This is a genomic window from Arthrobacter sp. T2-23 (assembly GCF_055398325.1).
In genome coordinates this window covers 3,164,844-3,185,004 of sequence record NZ_AP027917.1, presented here as the reverse complement: position 1 = coordinate 3,185,004, position 20,161 = coordinate 3,164,844, and the positions used below count along the sequence as shown (strand labels likewise).

Sequence of the window (20,161 nt, the reverse complement as noted above, 5' to 3'; positions counted from 1 at the left end):
CGACGACCGGTATGTGGCGGCAACGATGACTCCGGCTAAGGTTGAGACGGGCCGAACTGTCGGCGTCGCGGTTTTAGACGAAGGAGAACGCCGGCATGCGCTGTAAGCCTCGCAGGCACGCCCTTGCCCTGCTGGCTTTGCTGAGCACCGTGGGCCTGGCTTCATGCAGTCCTGCCCAATACGGCTCCGGTGTGACAGGATCCCTCACCGCGATCGGCAGCGTCAGTCAGCAGTCCCCAATTTCCGCTTGGCAGCAAGGCTGGTCCAAAGAAAATCCTCAGACCTCCCTGCGCTTCTCTCCGGACGGCGACGCGAGCGGCCGGGACGCCTTGTTTCGGGGAATGGCTCACTTTGCCAGCCTCGATTCCCAACTGACGGCCAGCGATTGGGAACTTTCCAAGGCAAGCTGCGGGCCCGAGGGTGCGTTTGCGGTGCCCACATCGGTTACTGCCGTGGGTGTCGCCTACAACGTGGCCGGGTTGCGTAACGTCCGCTTGGATCAGGCACTGTTGGCCGCGATTTTCCAAGGCAAAATCACCCGCTGGGACGATCGCCGAATCGCGGAGCTAAATCCGGGCACGGAGCTGCCAGGCAAGGACATTGTGCCGATCTGGGCCAAGGCCGACTCCGGGCTCACACAGGCCGTTGGCGAGTACTTCAACTCGGACCCGCAAGCGGCAGCGTATCCACCCGTGACACGGCGGTGGCCCGACACCACTGCAGGACAGTCGGTCGAGAGGTACTCCGACCTGGGCACCAAAGTGGACGAGACTGCAGGCGCGATCGCGTTCATGGACCGGTCATCGATCGGCACGCGGTTCTCAACGGCGACGCTGAAGTTCGGGCAAGACTTCATCAAGGTCACCGACGACGCCCTGGCAGTCGCGGTGGACCATGGTACGGTCGGCGAAGCTCCCGGCGGCGGCGTCCAATTGACCCTGCAAACGGGCCGAGGCCCCGGCTATTCCCTGGGATTTGTCGGCTATCAGGCCTTTTGCCACTCCTACAAGAATCCTGCCCTCGCACGATTGGTCCGGTCATGGGCCGAATACGTCACGGGCGAGGGCGGTCAGGCCAATTCGACCTATTTCGCGCAGGTCGGCTCGCCGAGCGTCATGGCCCTGGAGCGGTCCCGGGCAGCAGTTGGAACGATCAAAGCGGAGCACGATGACAATCGATAGGACCGAGTCCACGCCACGCCGTCGGCTCAAGCTTCCGGCATTGGGGCGATCGCTGTCCGGACGGAGCGACGCCGCCGGTCCCAATGCGCCAACAAGGGGACGGCGCCGGCACGCACTTAGGCCGTTCTTCCGCACCTTTGCCCTGTTGTCTCTGCTCGCATCCCTGTGGTCGCTGGCCACGCCCCTGATGGCTTATCCGGACGAGCCCTCGCATACCATCAAGGCGGCCGCCGTGGCGCGGGGACAGTTCACGGTGCAGGAAGGGCAGTCCTTCGGGCACGGCGTGCACGTCCAAGTTCCCTCCTACATCGCAAACCTCTCGGCCCAGACCTGCACGGCCTTCAAACGCGACGTCACCGCTGCCTGCGCCCCGGCCGTACCCATGGACGACAACTACCTCACAATCGGCGTAACGTCAGCCGGTCTGTACAACCCCATGTACTACTGGATTGTCGGCCTCCCCAGCCTCTTCCTGACGGGAGCCCCGGCCATCATCGGCATGCGGATCGCCAGCGCACTCCTGTGCACCGCCTTCCTGGCCGCCGGAATGACGGCCCTGAGGAGGCTCCGGAACCCCAAATGGCCGGTGGCCGCCGCCGCCGTGGCCATGACCCCGATGGTGCTGTTCCTCTCCTCGGGCATCAATCCGAATTCGCTGGAAGTCGCAGCAACCATGGCAGCGTTTTGCGGCCTCTTGGTGTGTTTGGAGAGCTCAGCACGCCTCTCGGAAGTTAAACCCGCCATTGCCACGGTCGGCATCTCCATTGCTGTGCTGGCGAACACGAGGAACGTTTCACTTCTTTGGCTGTTGATTGCCTTTGTGGTTTCAGTGGCATTCTATGGCTTCGGAAGCCTCGGCCGCCTGTTCCGCAACCGCACTGTGCTAATCACCGCCAGCCTAATGGTGTTGGGCGTGAGCCTGGGGATTCTCTGGATTGTGCTGATGCTCTTTGCGCCTGGTTCAACCGCCGCAGCTCCCGAGGGCATCATAAACCTCGTTTCCGGGGTGAGGCCGCACCAAGCCTTCCTCACCATGATCGATCGCGCCTTTGATTTTGTCCCTCAGTACATCGGCATCATGGGCTGGCTCGAGGTCCCCGCCCCGCAGGCCGTCATCCAGTTCTGGAGTATGCTCCTGATGCTGGCGCTGCTGGTACCGTTCACCGCGCGACCCAGGCGGAACGCGACGGGGTTCTGGATCGCAGCAGGCGCCTTGGCGATTGCCCCGGCCGTGGTGCAGGCTGCCCTGATCGGCTCCGTGGGGTATATCTGGCAGGGACGCTACAACCTGCCGTTGTTCATGATCGCGATGATCTCCGCAGGCATGGCCGTCCGACTGCGTCGCTTCGACACGGCACCGAGCTTTAGGGGCGTGGCTCGTGTGCTGGTAGCGGCCGCCGCCGTTGCGCACATCTACACCTTTGTCTACGTCCTGCGCCGCTACGTCGTCGGAATTAAGGACTCCGGGAACTGGCAGGTCATGCTCACACATCCTGATTGGCAGCCTCCGCTCGGCTGGATCCTGCTCACCGTTCTGTACGCAATCCTGATCTACCGTGGAGCTTCCGCCACCTACACGTATCTCTTCCCGGGTTACTCCTTGGCCCGGATCCCCAAGCTTCCACGGCGGATACACCGGGCGTCGTCGGGGAACCCACCCTCGGACGCGCCTCGCAACGTTCCCGAGAATCCCACCCAGCACGTCTGAAGCGACGAGCCCAGCGCCAAGCGCTGGGGGGCTCTTCCGTTCAAAGGTCCCTGCAGGATGTCCGCAGTTGGCGGGTTTCTCCCCCAGTCCTGGGGACTGCGGGGCTGGGGCGGCTCAGGGCACCGCGAGGCTATTCATCACCGCGGTGTCCGGCGCTGGGCGTCCCTACGGCGGTCACATCGACGTGCTCATCAGCTACGGGGGCGGCCTTGAAGATCCAATGCTTATACAACAGAAAGTTCCAGCCGGTCGTGGCAACAGTCGCAATGAGCTTGCCGATTGCGTAAGACTGTCCACTGCCTGCGATCACGTTGACGATGACGTCAGTGGCCACCACGTTGAACACCACCAGCGCACCGTACTTCAAGAAGCTGACGTGGGCCCGCTCATCGGACTGGAAAGTGAATTTTCGCTGGACGAGGAAATTGAACACCAGGCTGCTCAGGAACGCCACCGGCGTGGCAATCCATAAGTCCACTCCGGCACCCTCATGGAGCAAGGCGAGCAGACCAAGATCGATAGCAAAGGAGGCGGCGCCCACCGCGAGAAACTTTACGAGGTGACCGTTGCGAACGAAATATTGGATACGGCGGAGCAGACTCATGGAACCATCCCTCATGATGTGAAAATACCGCCCGTACTCGTTGATTTGTCCGCACCGTCCTGGCTCAGTGACACCAAGACAGTCTAGACCAGTCCCGTGCAATGTCTATCTCGACGTCGTGGGGTTCAAGGATCGGTCATGGCCGCTCGTGGACCGGGTTGAGGATCCCCCGGGGGCCCCGCAGCTTGTAGAGTGAGCTAGGACCCCCGACGCCCTCCCAGAGAGAACCATGCCTTCACTGCCTTCCCTGCCAAACGGAAAAATCCCGACAGGCCTGCTGCGGTTCTTCGCAGTCTTTGCTGTCGTCGGCCTGTTGACGAGCCTCTGGTCCCTGGCCAGCCCACTAATTTCTGTTCCCGACGAACAAGCCCACGTCATCAAGGCGGCTTCGGTCGTCAGGGGTCAGCTGCAGGGCGAGTCGGGCACCGCCCAAGGGGAGCGCTCACAGGTCGACGTCCCGACGTTCATAGCGTCAACCGATGGCCTTCCCGCGTGTTTCGCATGGAAGCCCCTGGTCCCAGCCAACTGCAGCCCGCCGCTGTCGTCAGGTACCACCATGGTCAAGGCACCCACCAGCGCCGGCAATTACAACCCCATGTACTACGAATTCACGGGTCTGCCAAGCCTAGTTCTGACCGGAGCCAAGGCCATCTATGCCATGCGGATTCTTAGCGGCCTGCTGAGCGCTGCCTTCGTAGCGCTTGCCTTGGTTGCCCTTGCCGGACTGCGCCAATGGCGGCTGCCGCTGTTCGTCGGAACACTCGCCTTGACGCCCATGGTGTTCTTCCTCTCCGGTGCCGTGAATCCCAATTCGCTGGAAATCGCGACCTCCATGTCGGTATTCGCCGCCTTGTGTCTGGCGTGGGACAGGCTCGACGCCGGGCATGCGTGGAAGGCGCCGCTGGCCGCTGCCGCGGTGTCTGCCGTCGTCCTGGCCAATACGCGAGCCGCTTCGCTGTTGTGGCTGGGGTTGGCTGTCATCGGCTCTCTGCTCCTCTTCGGCTACCGTCCGCTGCTGTCGGTCCTAAAGCAGAGATTCGGCTGGATCCTGGTAGGAGTCGTTGCGGTCGGCTGCGCACTGTCATTGCTGTGGCTCCGGGTGGCCAACAGCCTCCAGAGCCTCATGGGCCAGGGCATCGATGCAACCCCGACTCAGATTGTGACCATCATGCTGGACAGGACCTTCGAGTTCGCAGTCGGCTATGTGTCGTTCCTGGGCTGGCTGGACACGCCAGGTCCGCCGGGGACCCTGGCGGTTTGGGCCACCCTCATCATCGGTTCGATTGCGATCTCCCTCTCCGTGGCCGACCGTGCGGGACGCCTGACCGTGGCCTTCCTTACGGCCGCAGTCATCTTCCTTCCGCCACTCCTGCAGATCCCGCTGGCAAAGGACGTGGGACTCATCTGGCAGGGACGTTACATCCTGGCCCTCGTCGTCGTATTGGTCACCGCGTGCGGCGTCGCCATGAGGGCGTTCTCCATCGGACGACCCGACATCGGCCGGCGCGCCAGCATCATCGTGTTGTCCCTGACGGTGTTTGGCCACTTCTACAGCTTTATCTACGGCCTCCGCCGCTACGTCATTGGGCTCCAGGACAGCTCCAACTGGCGCGACATGCTGATAACACCGCAGTGGCAGCCTCCATTCGGCTGGATTACCCTGGCCGTTTTCTACCTGGCGGTCCTGATAGTGGGCGCTGTACTCCTGCATCGCTGGGTAACCGCGCCGCAGCCCCCTGCGCCGGCCCTTCCAGTATCAGGCCGAGCCACGTCACAGGACGCCCAGGACACCGTGCTTGAGTCTGGCCGAGGAGTTGCGGGCAGCGTTTAGAGGATGCCCGCCCCAACGGCGGCCGGGACCCTGGGATTCTTGAAGGCCAATGCGCGCTGCTCGACGTAGCGGCAGCTCAGGTAGGCAAGAGGCAGGGTTCCGGCCACACTCACGGCAATAAACAGCCAAACCGGGAGGCTGGCCCCGGCAATCACGGCCACCACCTACTGCTCCGGCCAGCCAAAAATGTGGACGCCATACGAAGCGGCGAAGTTGGATCCGTGCTCAAGCAGCGAATCTTCACGTCAGGACTACCGGCGGCTGGTTCCAACGACGCAGGGCCGCCGGACCGGAAGAAATCTTTCGGTGCCAGCTTCATCCCGCCCAATTCTGACACGACAGTACCGCCGGAGCAGCCCGGAAACCAGGGCTGTTCGGTCGGGACCGGCCCGCTGAAACAGAGCTGGTCCCGGCCGCTTCCGGCGCGGACGGCTATCGCCTCGCCAAGTAGTCCTGCAAGCGCTCCGTGGCGGTCGCAGGCACAAAGCCCGTGGCCTCGATTTTGTTCAGGTCCAGGACGCTGTTCGCGGGCCGTGGCGAGACCGACTTGCCGCGGAAGTAGTCTTCCGTGCTGACGCCGCTGACCGCTTCGCGGGAAACGCCGGTGAATTCGTAGACGTCAGCTGCGATGTCGGCCCAAGACTGCGGTGCACCTTCGTTGCTGAGGTTGTAGATTCCGAACGGCGCGTCCGTCGCGATCAGGTGCCGGATGCCGGCGGCGATGTCTTCGGTGAAGCTCAGGCGCCCGATTTGGTCGTTCACAACCGACGGCTCAATTCCCCGAGCGGCGAGCGAAGCCATGGTTCGCACGAAGTTGTTGCCCTCGCCGATTACCCAGCTGGTGCGCACGATGTAGTGACGCGGTACAACGCTGACGACCGCATCGCCCGCCGCCTTTGACTGCCCGTAGACGCCCAACGGGGACAACGGCTCATCCTCGACGTGGACGTCCCGGCTGCCGTCAAAGACGTAGTCAGAGGAGACGTGGACGAGCAGCAGATGGTGTTCGACGGCGGTCCGGGCCAACCGCGCGACGGCGGTCACATTAACGGCCCAGGCGGCCGCCCTGCCCTCAGCCGTTTCAGCCTCGTCGACGGCCGTGTAGGCGGCGGCGTTGATGATGGTCGAGTAGTTCTTCCAGTGCCGGCGCGCGAACGCGTCCGCACTTCCGAGGTCGAACTCGGCGCGCCCGGCGAACTCGACGGACGTGTCGCCGTCGTAGAGTTTCCGCAGTGCCTTGCCGAGCTGGCCGTCGGCGCCGACGACGAGCGTCTTCTTAGCCGGCATCGGGGCCACATCCGCCAGGCGCGGGTGGGCCTTGTCTTTGTCGGAGAGCTCAGCCTGCTCCAGCGGGATGGGCCAGGCGATTGCCGCGGTCTCGTCGGCGAGGTTCAGGAACGTGTACTGGCCCTGGGCGTCGGCGGACCAGTGGTCGTTGACCAGGTAGGTGTAGGCCGTGTTGTCCTCCAGCGTCTGGAAGGCGTTGCCCACCCCGCGGGGAATGAAGATGGCCTGGCTGGGGTCCAGCTCGGCGGTGAATACCGCGCCGAAGGTGGGGCCTTCACGCAGGTCCACCCAGGCGCCGAAGATCCGGCCGGTGGCCACGGAGATGAATTTGTCCCACGGCTCGGCATGGATGCCGCGGGTGGTGCCGGCCGTCTCGTTGAACGAGATGTTGTTCTGCACGGGGCGGAAGTCCGGCAGGCCGAGCGCCACCATCTTTTCCCGCTGCCAGTTCTCCTTGAACCAGCCACGGTTGTCGCCGTGGACCGGGAGGTCGTAGAGGACGACGCCGGGAATGGGGGTTTCGCGGGCGGTGAGCTTCTTCGAGAACTCGATCGACATGGTCTACTGGCCCTGTTCCTTGTACTTGGCTTCGGTCGCGGCTTTCTGTGGACGCCACCAGTCCTCGTTGTTCCGGTACCAGGCGATGGTGTCTTCGATGCCGGCCTCGAAGTTGGAGAATTTCGGCTCCCAGCCGAGTTCGTCGCGCAGTTTGGACGAGTCGATTGCGTAGCGCAGGTCGTGGCCGGGCCGGTCCACGACGTGGTCGTAGGCGTCCGGTGACTGGCCCATGTGCTTGAGGATCAGCTCGACGACGTCCTTGTTGTTCTTCTCGCCGTCGGCGCCGATCAGGTAGGTCTCCCCGACCCGTCCCTTGGCGATGATCGCCAGGACGGCGGACGAGTGGTCGTTGGCGTGGATCCAGTCCCGGACGTTCTCGCCCTTGCCATAGAGCTTGGGGCGGATGCCGTCGATGACGTTGGTGATCTGGCGTGGGATGAACTTCTCCACGTGCTGGTACGGGCCGTAATTGTTGGAGCAGTTGCTGATGGTTGCCTGCAGGCCGAAGGACCGCACCCAGGCGCGGACCAGCAGATCGGAGCCCGCCTTGGTGGAGGAATAGGGGCTGGAGGGGTTGTACGGCGTGCTCTCGGTGAACCGCTCCGGATCGTCGAGCTCGAGGTCGCCGTAGACCTCGTCCGTGGAGATGTGGTGGAAGCGCTTGTTGTGCTTCCGTGCGGCCTCAATCAGGGTGTACGTCCCGATGATGTTAGTGTCCAGGAACGGGCGCGGATTGTGCAGCGAATTGTCATTATGCGACTCAGCGGCGTAGTGCACGACGACGTCGCAGTCGGCCACCAGCCGATCGACCAGGGCGGCGTCGCAAATGTCGCCCTGGACGAACTCAAACCGTTCCTCCGCGAGGCCCTTCAGGGATTCCCTGTTGCCGGCGTAGGTGAGCTTGTCCAAGACCGTGACGTGGTCCCCGGTGTTCTCAAGTACGTAGTGGACAAAATTCGAACCAATGAAGCCGGCGCCGCCGGTGACAAGGAGTTTTTGCATTCAGCCAGCTTACCGGCAAGCGAAAATTTCGGGCGATCAGGGCGTGCGGGTGGTCCGCCCGCGCCGGTGCGCCGCCTTGCGCCGCCAGGCTTCCGCCAGCAGCCGCAGGAGAACGACCCGCGCGGACAGGATGACCGGAAGGGACCGCCAGCCCGTCGGCGTCGCATTCTCACCGTGGATCCGTCGCAACAGCGTCGATTCGTCCAGATGGCCGATCGAACCGAGGACGTTTCCACATATGGCCAACCACAGGTCATGAGACTCGCGGAGATACCGTGGCACCGGCACAAAGAGGTCCAGCACTTCCCTGCGGAAGGCCATTCCGCAGCCGTAGTAGGCCCGGTAGCCGACAAGAATGCCGGCCAGGTTGGAGGCACGCCTGTTTGAGTCTGTGCTTCGCAGCCGCGGGATCGCGGGCCGCGGACCTCCGCCGAGCACGTCGAAATTGCTTGCGACGACCGCATACTGTTCTAACGCTGCCAGCATCCGCTCGAGCCGGCCGTCGACCCACACATCGTCCTGGTCCGCCAGGAAAATCCGGGACCCCCGGCTGGCCACGACTGCCTGCTCGAACGACTTCACATAGCCTTGGTTGGACGAAGCCTCGTACAGGCGGATGCGGTCGTCGTCGAAGGCCCGCACAGCCTCCACGGTCCCGTCCGTCGATGCGTCGTCGACGATGACCAGTTCGTCCGCGGGCCCGAGCTGCGCCAGGATGGAAGACAGCTGTTCGCCGATATAAGCGGAGCCGTTATAGCTGGCCATGCAGACGCTGGCGCGGGTCGTGGCCGGACCGATTGGCTGTTCAGAACTCATGGACTCGCTTCGCTTGGGAATGGCATGGCCGTAACGGGCGACGACGGCCACCGCGTCACATCATCCTAAGCGACCCGGCCGCGCTGCGGCGGGCTGGTGGATGCTCGTCGCGTAGGATTGACCCTGACTTCCAGACCGACAAGGACCCGCCCTCGCATGAAGACCGTACTGCTGCGCCTTACCGGGTTTGCGGTCCTCCCCCTCCTGTCGCTTGTGACGCCGTTACTCCTTCTCCCGGTCATCGCCAGCATCGTCGGCGCCGAGGGAATTTCGAGCGTCATCTCCGGACAGGCGATCGGCACCTTCGCCGCCACGATCCTGCTCTGGGGCTGGAATGTAGACGGCCCAGTCGCCATTGCGCGTGCAGCCGATTCCCACGAGCGCGGCGCCATCTACCTGCGCAGCGTCCGCACGCGGCTCCTGCTGATGGTCGCAGTCCTGCCACTTTCCGGGCTTGTCGCTGCCGTGGTCGCCGTGCCAGGTTTCAGGGCTGAGGCGGTCGCGATGTCCTGGGCTGTGGGGATGGCCGGCCTCTCGCCGGCCTGGTTCTGCATCGGGGTCGGGCAGCCCCGACTGCTGGCCCTTTACGACACCGTGCCCCGGTTCCTCGCCACCGCGGCGGCCGCGCCGGTGCTCCTGCTGAGCCACCAGCTCTGGCACTACACCGCGCTTCTCGCGGTTGCGACGGTTCTGGCCCTCATCGATTTCCATCGGCGATACTCCCCCGGCGGCCAATGGCTGCCGATCGACGTCCGCGAATCCCTCCGCGAACTCAGGGGCCAGGCCAAGACTGCGGGCATCAGCCTGGCAGGAAACGCCTACGCGTCTACCCCGGCGCCGATTGCCACCGCCACCACGGCCCCGCAGGCCTCGGGCAGCCTCGCAACCGCGGACACGCTCTATCGGTTTGGGCTCTTTACCGTTGTGGCCCTGGGCAACGCCTTCCAGAGCTGGACCATCGAAAGAGGCTCCGCTAATCCCGTCCGGCGCCACCTCACGGCCATTTGGGCCCATGCCGGACTCGGCGTGGTGGGCGCGCTCATCCTCACCGTGGCCGGCCCGATTGCCAGCAGCTTGCTGTTTGCCGGCAAGATGCAGGCCAGCACGGAGCTCTGCGCCTACTACGGACTCGCGTTCGTTTTCCTTAGCGCGAGTACACCGTTCATCCGAAACCTGCTGATTCCGGCGGGGCGGCAGTCACAAGTACTGCGCTGGACATTGATTTCAGCCCTTATCGGCGTAGCGGCCATGGTTTGGGCAGGCGCCAGTGGAAACGCCCCAGGTATCGCCCTCGGCATGGCGCTGAGCGAAGCGGTACTGTTCGTGGCTCTTTTGATCCCGGGCCTCAAACTCTTACGTGACGAAAGGGCATCGAACCATGTCTTCGAATAATCGTCCCGGCGGCACAGCCGCCGTGATCGCCGCCTACTCACCGCCCGATGCCTTGGTGGAGGCCGTTCGGCAGCTCGGCCACCAGCTGGACCATATTGTCGTCGTAGACGACGGCTCGCCGGCGGAGTCCGCCGCGGTGTTTGCCCGGCTCGCCGAACTAGGGGCAACCGTGGTCCACCAGGGCAGCAACCAGGGTATCGCCGCCGCCCTCAACGCCGGCATCCGGACGGCGTCGGAGAACCGGTCGCCGGATCTCTTCCTGACGCTCGACCAGGACTCCCTCGTCAACGACCGGTACGTGGAACTGGCCCAGCGAACGCTGGCCGACGCCACGGCGGCCGGACTGGATGTCGCATTCATCTCTGCGGCCTCGTATAGCGGCCACGCAGTTCCCACGATCCCCAGCCAAGATGGCTTCCTGCACGCCTTTGACCCCATGCAGTCGGGCTTTGTGATCCCGGCCTCGACGCTCGACCGGATCGGAACCTTTGACGAGGGGCTCTTCATCGACGGCGTGGATTCCGAATTCACCATGCGGGCGAGGTCCGCCGAGCTGGCCGTGATCGTTGGGGCCGGATGTGACATTGAACACGACCTTGGCCAACGGCGTCCGGGAACCCTGCTGGGACGTCCGGTGCGGATCGGGGGCGTGGCGCTCTCTTACAACTACCACTCTCCAAGCCGCGTGTACTACATCTGCCGCAACGGCACGATCCTCACGCGGCGCTACGCGTTGAAAGCCCCCCGCTGGGTGGCCCGCAGGCTCATCGAGGAATTCAAGGCACACCTGCTCCGGTTCGCCTTCAGCCCGGGCCGAATCGCGCTCCTGCGTGCCGCAGCCTATGGATTCCTCGACGGCGCCAGGGGCGTTTCCGGCCGCATTCCCGCGGATTTGGAACGTCGGATCCGCTGACCGGCCCGACGTCGTGCGCCCCGCCACCGGCGCATCCCGACTAAAGGGTTCGCCCGACATTGATATAGTTTGGAGACCATGCAATCCACTGTCCCCCCACGCGTTCTGGTCATCATGCCCGCTTGGAATGAAGCCGAGGCTATCGGCCAAACCGTCCGAGAGGTCTTGGCTACCAGCGACCGCTACGACGTCGTCGTCGTCAACGACGGTTCCACGGACAACACCGCAGAAGTAGCCGCCGCCGCCGGCGCGGCCGTTCTTCACCTCCCGTTCAACCTCGGTGTGGGTGGCGCCATGCGAGCCGGATTCAAGTACGCGCGGCGATTTGGTTATCAGCAGGTCATCCAGGTTGACTCGGATGGGCAGCATGACCCCAGGAACATCGAAGAAGTGCTCGCGGGCCTGGAACATGCAGACATTTCGATCGGGGCCCGGTTCGCTGACAGGGGAAACTACACTGTCAGCGGTCCCCGCAAGTGGGCGATGGTTTTTCTGGCACGCGTCATTTCCGCCCTCGCCCAGACCAAGCTGACGGATGTCACCAGCGGGTTCCGGGCCGGCAACGAACGCGCCATCAGTCAATATCTCGATCACTATCCGGCCGAATATCTGGGCGACACCATTGATTCCTTGGTCGTCGCGGTCCGCTCCGGGTGCCGCGTCACTCAAGTCCCGGTCGAAATGCGGGCCCGCCAGGGCGGCAAACCCAGCCACAACCCCACCAAAGCTGCGGTTTACCTCGGCCGCTCAGTCTTTGCCCTGCTCTTTGCGTTGACACGTAAGCGCTCCCACGTAACCGTGCCGACGCACGCTGTGAAAGGAAAATAGCTTTGGGCAACGTAGCCGCCTTCCTCTTGGCACTCGCAATCGTCGCACTGGTCGTCGAGATGCTTCGGCGCAAGAAGCTCAGGGAGAAGTACGCCGTCCTGTGGCTGGTGGTCGGTGTAGCCACCCTGGTGCTGGCCGCATTTCCGAGGCTTCTGAACATCGTCGCGGAATTCGTTGGAGTACAGCTTCCTTCCAACCTCCTCTTCACCATGAGTATCCTGATGCTGCTGGGTGTCTGTCTCCACTTGTCCTGGGAAATCTCCGTGGTGGAGGATGAAACCCGCACCCTGGCGGAAGAGGTCGCAATACTGCGGTCCCAGGTTGAAGCCCTGTCCGCGCCTCAGGTCTCTCGTGCCCCAGGCCGGGCAAACGGCATGCGCGGCGACGCTAGCATTTCTCCGGTTCTGACCGGCGAACCGTCAACTGAAAGCGCCGAGTCCTAAATGCCACTGGATATCTTCATCCCCTACTGGGGCGAGCCCGCGTACATGATCGAGACCGTGGAAAGCGTCCTGGCCCAGGAGAACCCCGACTGGCTGCTGACCGTCATCGATGATGCCTACCCCACCCTGGAAATCAGGGACTACATGTCAGGCATCGACGATCCCCGGGTCAAGTACATCCGCAAGGAACAGAACGAGGGAATCACGGATAACTACCGGACGTGCGTCGCCCTTGCCACTGAAGAAGTAATGGTCATTCTGGGCTGCGACGACGTCCTCCTCCCCAACTATGTCGACGTAGTCCTCAAGGCCCACAAGCGGTTCCCGATCGCCGCCGTCATCCAGCCCGGGGTTGAAGTCATCGATGAGGACAGCCGTGTGGTCACCACCCTGGCGGATACCGTCAAACAGAAGCTCGTCAAACCCCGGGCTAAGGGCTGCAAACTTGTCTCCGGCGAAGCAATAGCTCGCAACCTGATGCACGGGGACTGGCTCTACTGGCCCTCGCTGGCCTTCCGAACTGAAAAGATTCGGGAAGTTGAGTTCCGCGAGGGATTCCCCATCATTCAGGACCTCGCACTTGTCATGGACATGATCTTCCAGGGCGATCAACTCCTGATAGAACCGACGCTGTGCTTCCGCTACCGCAGGCACTCAAACAGTGCATCTTCCACGAAACTGGTCGACGGTTCCCGCTTCGCCGGCGAGCGTGAGTACTTCGAAGTGGCGGCCGTCCAGGCCGAAGAGCTCGGCTGGCACCGTGCCGCGCGCTCCGCACGGCTCCGGACGACCTCACGCGCCCACGCTGTCTGGCTCCTTCCCAAAGCTGTCGCCACTCGAAATTCTGCAGCCATGAGGGCCCTCGCCCGCCATGCCTTCGGCAAATAACCTGCCCGCAACGAAAGGTCTCCAGTGACTTCTCCCGCAACGTCCGCCCGCCCGGGCGGCACCGTTCTCGTGACCGGCGGAGCCGGGTTCATCGGCTGCGCCATCTCTCCCGCGCTGGCTGAGGCCTTCGACCGTGTCGTCGTCGTGGACAATCTCCATCCTCAGATCCACGAGTCCGGGGAGCGGCCGGCAGCGCTCGACCCGCGGGCGGAACTCGTCGTCGCTGACGTTGCCGAAGGAAGTACCTGGGATCTGGTACTCCAGGACGTGACTCCCGATGTCATCATCCACCTGGCAGCCGAAACCGGTACCGGTCAGTCCCTCGAGGAATCCACCCGGCACACCCACGTCAACGTGGTGGGTACCTCCCAGATGCTCGACGGACTGAACCGGCACAAGAAGCTCCCGCGCCGCATCGTCCTTTCATCGAGCCGGGCTGTTTATGGCGAAGGCGCGTGGCAGGACGCCGCCGGCAAGACTTTCTACCCGGGCCAGCGGACGAGCGCCACGCTGGACCAGGCGCAGTGGGATTTCCCCGGTGCCACCCCTGTCGCCATGAAGGCATCCGAGACCTTTCCAGCGCCTGTCAGCGTCTACGGAGCAACGAAGCTGGCCCAGGAGCACATCCTCCAGGCTTGGTCCAAGTCGTACGGCGTCGAGACCGTCATCCTCCGGCTTCAGAACGTGTATGGCCCGGGACAATCCCTGATCAACCCGTATACCGGGATCATGAGCCTATTCTGCCGGATGGCGATGGGCGGGAAATCGATTCCGCTGTATGAGGACGGCCAGGTCCGGCGTGACTTCGTCCTCATCGACGATGTTGCCTCGGCTATCGTGGCTGGCGCCCTCTCCCACACCGTCCAGGGCGAACCCATGGACATCGGCTCCGGCGAGTTCCAGACCATCGGCACCGCGGCGGAGCTCATCGCCGAACACTACGGCGCTCCGGACCCGCACGTCACCGGCCAGTACCGCCAAGGCGACGTGCGTCACGCCTGGGCCGACATTTCCGCTGCCAAAGAGGTTCTCGGTTGGGAACCGCGCTACAACCTTGCGCAGGGCATCGAGCGCCTCGCTACGTGGATCGATGCCCAGCCCGGCGTCCAGCCCGCCTGACGCCCAGCCTCTTCTCTGAACGGAATTTTTGTGCCTGCGACCACCGCCGTCGTCTCCCTGTTCAACCCGAACGAGGGGGTTCTGGACAACGCTGCCGCACTGCTCTCCCAAGTGGACAAGGTCGTCGTCGTCGACGACGGGAGCACCCTGGACCCGACGCGGATCCTGGCGGAACTTGAGGCCATGGGCTGCACCGCAGTCCGGCTGAAGGAGAATTCCGGCATCGCGGCCGCGCTCAACGCCGGCATCGCCGACGCGCTGGCGGCGACCCCGAAGCCGGATTTCATCCTCACCATGGACCAGGATTCGCGGCTGCAGGAAGGATACGTCCAGGCTCTACTGAAGGCGGCAGCGGCCGCCCGGGTCTCCGGAGTCCGGGTGGGGATGGTCGCTCCCGGCTCGGTTCGCGAAATCCCCGTCCGTCGTGGCCCCGTGCTGCACGGTGTTCAACTTGGCGGCGAGCCGATCCAGTCCGGGTTGCTCCTACCCGTTCCCGTGATCGAACGAATTGGTCCGTTCAAGGACAGCCTCTTCATCGACGGGGTCGACAGCGAGTACTTCCTGCGGTGCCGCAGCCACGGTCTTAGCTCGGTGCTCGCAGCCGGCGCGTCCCTTGACCACGCTCTCGGAACCAAGACAGCAGCCAGCGTTCTGGGCAAGACGGTCTCGATTGGCGGCAAACCGCTGAAGATCCGGACGGCGGCGGACTGGCGGTACTACTATATTTTTCGGAACCGCCTCCTCCTGGCGAGGCAGTACGGGCGAAAATACCCGCTGTGGACAGTGAAAGGGATTCTCTCCGACTACCGGCATCTGGCTATAGTGTCTTTGCTGGCGCCCGGCAGACTCGCCCGGCTGGCTAACGCGGCGGCCGGCGTGGCCGACGGGCTCCGGGCCATCTCGGGACGAAGGGTCCACAGCTAGCAAAATCTTATCGCTCCCCAACAGCGGGGTGAGAGTCTGCAGCGCTGGCCTCCGAGAAGTCAAAGCCAGCAATGATGCGCAATTAGTTTGCAAAACAACAGGGGGAATATCTTTGAGTAGCACGGTCACTGAGGTCCGGTACCTACGAGACCGGAGACCCAACCGGACTGACCCGGTGGGTGGACGGCCGAGTAAGACAGCCAAGAAACAAGCACAAGGACTCTTGGCGCTTCTCTTGGCGGCTGGGGTCATTCTGGCGCTGCGGGCAGCCGGGCTGCTCCAAGGTATCCCAGCGATGGCATTCGCTGCGGCGCTTGTGGTTTTGATCCCGACGGCAAGGAATCTTTCGCAGCGACTGCTGTACAACGCCCTCATCGTAGTCGGATTCGTACCGCTCTCGTGGTGGGTGCCCCAGCGGCTCCTCGGTATAGACCACGGAACGCTCTTTCTTGCAGCCGCGGCAGGCGTGAGTGCATGGTGGGTGTTCTCAGGTCCGTCTGCTGCGCGGAGGTTAACACGGCTAGTTCCACGGGTGCAGGCGATTGATTCAGCGCCGCTATTGGCTGGCACCCTGTCGGCTTTTTCTCTGGGAACCATGATAGCCGTGCGATCTCCACTTGACGCACTGACCCTCATGACCACCAGATGGGATTACCAGTCGCATTTCAGTATCTACTACATGCTCCGCAGTCACGGAGAGGTCATTCCAACTATTCCGATGGATCCGTCAGGTGCCTCTTGGGGGTTCGGCGAGTACCCCCAAGGATTCCACGCCTTGCTGGCTACGTTGTCCAACGTCTTCCGGCCGGGTCCGTCTGGGGTGGGCAACGAGCTTGTGGCATACATGACGCTCCAGGCGGCCGTATCCGCTCTGGGCGTGTTGATTGTTGTAGCAGGTCTCTGTGCCTTACCTTCTGTCCGACGTAGACCCGCGATCATGGCGCCGCTGATTGCTGTCGCCACCGCCGCCTGGGTCTACGGACCGGGCTCCATCCCGGTTTACGAAGGCTTCGCTAACTTTTACTTAGCATGCGCCATGGCGACTTCTACAGTGCTCGCGCTACTGACGTTCCAGCGCGCCGTCCCCCTGATTGGGGTGGCGGCCGTGGGCGCAGGTCTTGTCAGCATTAGCAACAACTGGCTTTTACTAATGTCGTTGGTCGCCCTTATAGTGACAACCAAACTATGGGGTGTGGTTCGCTTCAGGGCTAGTTACAGCCGCACCTGGTGGATTGTCTCGGCCGCGTTAGCGGGTCTGACCGCCGTCGGCATTGCGCTACCGATAGTGCAGATCTCCCCGTTGGTTTCAAGCAGTCAGGGTATCTTGGAAACCCTGGGCGGCATTGCAATGCCGGATCTGGGCCATGCGTTGCTGATCGTGACGTTGGTAGTGGTCCTTGGCTTTGCAAATGTCCGCATTGCGCGCCAGACGCACTCCCGCTACCTGCGGGCGGAGAGACTCGACGTCGCCCGCGCTTGTCTTGGTCTCTTCGTCCCAATAGCTTTTGGCCTGTGGCTTGCCGTGTCCCAAACCAGTCAGCATGGGTCCATTTCTTACTATTTCTACAAATACTTAATCGCGGTCTTGCTTCTGGCATGGCCGCTTGCTGTCGCCGGGGCTGCCACGCTGGTCCCAGCCCCCCATGCGAACACAGGGGTGTCGCAGCGCAAGGCTGGTATGGTTGCCGCCATGGGACTCCTGGCCCTGGCGGCAACCCAGGCCTACGGCTTCTCGCTGCCGGACCTGGACAAAGCTGGGTTTCCCGCCACGGCCCGACCGCTGGGTCAGATGAAACACCAGCAGAATCTGTTAGCCTCACCCCCGCCCTACGTGCAGCGACTGCTCGTCAGTGCCACCCAGCCGCAGCCAACTGCGGCGATGTATATTCCGGCTTCCAACACTATGGACCCGATTCTCGCCGCAAGATGGCAATGGGGTATGCGCGGCCAATCGACTTCGACGACGACGGCACTGAGTTTTACTGTGGCTGAAATCGCCAAAGACTACGCCCGGGCTCCCGAGATCATCGCCCGGATCCTGACCGAAAATCCGGATATGTCAGTCATCGTCGACCCGGAGCTCTACGACCCGGTTCACGCCCGACTGAGCACCCTGGGGCTTGCGGGCCGGCTGATCCGGCTGGGCTAGCCCTAACCCCGCGGACGTTGGTTGGGTGAATGTGATGACTCGCTGCGGTAGTTGACTTGTGGGAGGACCCCGGTTGCACAGTGGGGTTACTTTAACACCGCTGAGGCGATCACAGGTATCGGGCAAGTACGCCTGAGAAACCCCATAGCAGCTGCCGCTCCGCTGATCGGCCCAGCCTACATGAATGCCGTCATTGACGACCGCCCCGGGTCGCCTACGCCGAAATCCATGTCGGCGAAGCGGCTGCCACCGCCGAGTGCTGCAGGCCAACGCCCATCAGCCGCTAAACCAACCTGCCTGGGCAGTGCTGCTAGTTTGCAGCCCCGCGGACGAAGGAACAGCCGCGGGGGCGAAGCGCCCTCTCAGGAACTAGCCCGACTTTCTTGCCCGCCGCATGACGGGCCGCTCGACAAACAGCCAACTGGCGGCCGCGAAGGGGATCGTGCAAAGGGTGGCCGCCAGGGTGAACCACCACACGCCCCAGTGGTACGCGCCGAAGACCGCGAGCAATTGCTGCACCGGAAACGCATAGATGTAGGCACCATACGAGATGTCATGGCGGGCGATGATGGCCGGCTGAGGGAGCCAGGTCGAGATCCACAACAGCCCGTAGGTGAAGAAAGGCGCAGCGAGTTGGGCTCCGAAGCCGGGAACGAAATAGATCAACAGTGCCGCGACCACGAGGGCCGCCGGGCCGCCGATGCGGTGGATTCCGATCCGCGAGCTCAGTACCTGGACGACGGCGCCACCGAGGAAATACGAGAAAAGTCGCACCAGCATCTCGATGTCCGCGAATGGCCTGATCGCCGCGACGTTAGCCCAGAGTGCCACGGTGAACAGAAACGCGGCGATGATTGGCCAGGGTGTCTTCTTCACGAACGGGATGAATCCCATCATGGCAATCAGCAGGTAGCACAGGAACTCAAAGTAAAGCGTCCACAAGGAACCGTTCCACGCACCCGGGTACGGCACACCGGCGGGCGTCCCAGCGATGTCGTAGCTGGCAATTCTCAGCGGCAGATTCCCCAGGATGGAGTTAAGCGGCGTCGTGGGAGTCGAAAAAAACCCATGAAGGGAGCCGTGCTGCAAGGAGTAGGCGATGGGAGCGAAGACGAACGCCATGACCGCCAGGCACACGATGAAGCCGGGGAATATCCGCGCGGCCCGGTGGACCAGGTACGTCCCGATGCGATTGCTGAACCGGCTGGCCGTGATGAGGTAGCCGCTGATCCCGAAGAACCCTGCAACCGCCCACCCGCCCAGGTTCTCTCCCCTGAACCCCGGGCCGCCGCCGGCGCCAACGATGTGCCAGCTGTGAGCGAACAGCACCATCAGGGCTAGAAACAAGCGGATGAGGTTGAGGCTGTTTCCGCGGGGGTCAAGCCGCTGGCCGATGGCTGGAGCCGGAATCGCGTGGGGTTTCAGTGCAACGATGCTCAAGTCCGGGCTTCCTTCGTCATATGTGCGGGCGCTTAATTCTACATGGTGGCCCCCAATCCCTTGGCTTCCCGCGGCGCTGCCGCAGGAATTCCGGGGTGCGCCGCAGCTCCCGGCGGCACCCTGGTTTGCCGTGGCGCCGCCATTACGGGAGGATTGAGACCATGCGTGGAATAATCCTGGCCGGCGGGACCGGCTCCCGGCTGCACCCGATCACCCACGGCATCAGCAAACAGCTCGTGCCCGTCTATGACAAGCCCATGATCTACTACCCCTTGTCTACGCTCATTCTGGCGGGAATCCGGGACATCCTGATCATCACCACCCCCCACGACGCGGAGCAGTTCCAGCGCCTGCTTGGCGACGGCTCACAGTTCGGGGTGAACCTGACGTACGTTCAGCAGCCCACCCCTGACGGCCTGGCCCAGGCGTTCATCCTAGGGGCAGACCACATCGGCAACGACACGGTTGCGCTTGTTCTGGGTGACAACATCTTCTACGGCCAGGGCATGGGATCGCAGCTGCGCCGACACGCAAACATCGACGGCGGCGCCGTCTTTGGTTACTGGGTCAAGGACCCCAAGGCCTACGGCGTTGTCGAGTTCGACGATGCTGGCAAGGCGCTGTCGCTCGAAGAGAAGCCCGCTAAGCCGCGCAGCCACTACGCCGTGCCCGGTCTCTACTTCTATGACAATGAAGTCATCGACATTGCGAAGAACCTTCGCCCTTCCCCCCGGGGCGAGCTTGAAATCACCGACGTCAACCGGACCTACCTCGAGCGCGGCAAGCTGCAGGTGGAAATTCTTCCCCGCGGGACGGCTTGGCTGGACACCGGTACCTTCAACGACTTGAGCGACGCTTCGAACTTCATCCGGACGGTCGAAAACCGCCAGGGCCTCAAGATCGGCGCGCCCGAGGAGATCGCCTGGCGCAACGGCTTCTTGACTGACGACGAACTGCGTGAGCGGGCCGAACCGCTCATCAAGAGTGGGTACGGCACCTACCTGCTGGGATTGCTGGACGAGTCCATCTGAGATGAACCCGGGGGTCCTATATAGCGAATACTTTGACCGGCGGCTGT

General features: G+C 63.2%; 18 protein-coding genes. 12 read left to right on the top strand and 6 right to left on the bottom strand.

Features of this window, described 5'->3' with window-relative positions; genetic code table 11:
- Positions 1-191: 191 nt before the first annotated feature.
- Positions 192-1,181 (top strand): substrate-binding domain-containing protein, encoded by a 990-nt coding sequence (locus ACZ5Z0_RS14845; protein WP_464109084.1) that lies wholly within the window; start codon positions 192-194, stop codon positions 1,179-1,181.
- 145 nt (positions 1,182-1,326) lie between these two features.
- On the top strand, positions 1,327-2,889 hold the full coding sequence (locus ACZ5Z0_RS14840; protein WP_464109083.1) for a DUF2142 domain-containing protein: 1,563 nt from the start codon (positions 1,327-1,329) through the stop codon (positions 2,887-2,889).
- A 130-nt stretch (positions 2,890-3,019) separates the two neighbouring features.
- Here ACZ5Z0_RS14840 and ACZ5Z0_RS14835 read toward each other — a convergent pair whose 3' ends face one another.
- The gene (locus tag ACZ5Z0_RS14835) at positions 3,020-3,493 is read right to left on the bottom strand and encodes a GtrA family protein (RefSeq protein WP_464109082.1); all 474 of its coding nucleotides are present in this window, start codon (positions 3,491-3,493) and stop codon (positions 3,020-3,022) included.
- A gap of 229 nt (positions 3,494-3,722) precedes the next feature.
- On the opposite strand from ACZ5Z0_RS14835, the gene ACZ5Z0_RS14830 reads away from it, so the two are divergent.
- Positions 3,723-5,324, top strand: coding sequence for a DUF2142 domain-containing protein (locus ACZ5Z0_RS14830; protein WP_464109081.1), 1,602 nt, complete (start codon positions 3,723-3,725; stop codon positions 5,322-5,324).
- On the opposite strand, the gene ACZ5Z0_RS14825 is transcribed toward ACZ5Z0_RS14830, so the two are convergent.
- The 4 genes from ACZ5Z0_RS14825 to ACZ5Z0_RS14810 form a co-directional block, all read right to left on the bottom strand.
- On the bottom strand, positions 5,321-5,488 hold the full coding sequence (locus tag ACZ5Z0_RS14825) for a hypothetical protein (RefSeq protein ID WP_464109080.1): 168 nt from the start codon (positions 5,486-5,488) through the stop codon (positions 5,321-5,323). The two genes, ACZ5Z0_RS14830 and ACZ5Z0_RS14825, sit on opposite strands and share 4 nt — an antisense overlap.
- A gap of 268 nt (positions 5,489-5,756) precedes the next feature.
- Positions 5,757-7,169 (bottom strand): sugar nucleotide-binding protein, encoded by a 1,413-nt coding sequence (locus ACZ5Z0_RS14820; RefSeq protein WP_464109079.1) that lies wholly within the window; start codon positions 7,167-7,169, stop codon positions 5,757-5,759.
- A gap of 3 nt (positions 7,170-7,172) precedes the next feature.
- Positions 7,173-8,171: a dTDP-glucose 4,6-dehydratase gene (rfbB, locus tag ACZ5Z0_RS14815; protein ID WP_464109078.1), complete on the bottom strand. Its 999-nt coding sequence runs from the start codon at positions 8,169-8,171 to the stop codon at positions 7,173-7,175.
- A gap of 36 nt (positions 8,172-8,207) precedes the next feature.
- A complete protein-coding gene (locus ACZ5Z0_RS14810) occupies positions 8,208-9,038 on the bottom strand; it encodes a glycosyltransferase family 2 protein (protein WP_464109077.1) in 831 nt (276 codons plus the stop codon).
- Between the two features lie 105 nt (positions 9,039-9,143).
- Between ACZ5Z0_RS14810 and ACZ5Z0_RS14805 the strand changes: the two genes are divergently transcribed.
- From ACZ5Z0_RS14805 to ACZ5Z0_RS14770, 8 genes are all read left to right on the top strand, one after another.
- Positions 9,144-10,379 (top strand): polysaccharide biosynthesis protein, encoded by a 1,236-nt coding sequence (locus ACZ5Z0_RS14805; protein WP_464109076.1) that lies wholly within the window; start codon positions 9,144-9,146, stop codon positions 10,377-10,379.
- A complete protein-coding gene (locus tag ACZ5Z0_RS14800) occupies positions 10,366-11,292 on the top strand; it encodes a glycosyltransferase (RefSeq protein WP_464109075.1) in 927 nt (308 codons plus the stop codon). Before ACZ5Z0_RS14805 ends, ACZ5Z0_RS14800 begins: the two co-directional genes overlap by 14 nt.
- Before the next feature lie 78 nt (positions 11,293-11,370).
- The gene (locus tag ACZ5Z0_RS14795) at positions 11,371-12,120 is read left to right on the top strand and encodes a glycosyltransferase family 2 protein (protein ID WP_464109074.1); all 750 of its coding nucleotides are present in this window, start codon (positions 11,371-11,373) and stop codon (positions 12,118-12,120) included.
- A 2-nt stretch (positions 12,121-12,122) separates the two neighbouring features.
- On the top strand, positions 12,123-12,563 hold the full coding sequence (locus tag ACZ5Z0_RS14790) for a DUF2304 domain-containing protein (RefSeq protein ID WP_464109073.1): 441 nt from the start codon (positions 12,123-12,125) through the stop codon (positions 12,561-12,563).
- Positions 12,564-13,451: a glycosyltransferase family 2 protein gene (locus tag ACZ5Z0_RS14785; RefSeq protein ID WP_464109072.1), complete on the top strand. Its 888-nt coding sequence runs from the start codon at positions 12,564-12,566 to the stop codon at positions 13,449-13,451.
- 24 nt (positions 13,452-13,475) lie between these two features.
- Positions 13,476-14,570 carry an NAD-dependent epimerase/dehydratase family protein gene (locus ACZ5Z0_RS14780; protein WP_464109071.1) on the top strand — a complete coding sequence of 365 codons (1,095 nt, stop codon included), beginning with the start codon at positions 13,476-13,478 and terminating at the stop codon, positions 14,568-14,570.
- A gap of 30 nt (positions 14,571-14,600) precedes the next feature.
- Positions 14,601-15,494, top strand: coding sequence for a glycosyltransferase (locus ACZ5Z0_RS14775; RefSeq protein ID WP_464109070.1), 894 nt, complete (start codon positions 14,601-14,603; stop codon positions 15,492-15,494).
- A 223-nt stretch (positions 15,495-15,717) separates the two neighbouring features.
- On the top strand, positions 15,718-17,643 hold the full coding sequence (locus tag ACZ5Z0_RS14770; protein WP_464109069.1) for a hypothetical protein: 1,926 nt from the start codon (positions 15,718-15,720) through the stop codon (positions 17,641-17,643).
- Between the two features lie 369 nt (positions 17,644-18,012).
- Here ACZ5Z0_RS14770 and ACZ5Z0_RS14765 read toward each other — a convergent pair whose 3' ends face one another.
- On the bottom strand, positions 18,013-19,083 hold the full coding sequence (locus ACZ5Z0_RS14765; RefSeq protein ID WP_464109068.1) for an acyltransferase family protein: 1,071 nt from the start codon (positions 19,081-19,083) through the stop codon (positions 18,013-18,015).
- Positions 19,084-19,244: 161 nt separating this feature from the next.
- On the opposite strand from ACZ5Z0_RS14765, the gene rfbA reads away from it, so the two are divergent.
- Positions 19,245-20,114, top strand: a complete 870-nt coding sequence (gene rfbA / locus ACZ5Z0_RS14760; RefSeq protein ID WP_464109067.1) for a glucose-1-phosphate thymidylyltransferase RfbA — start codon at positions 19,245-19,247, stop codon at positions 20,112-20,114.
- Positions 20,115-20,161 lie beyond the last annotated feature (47 nt).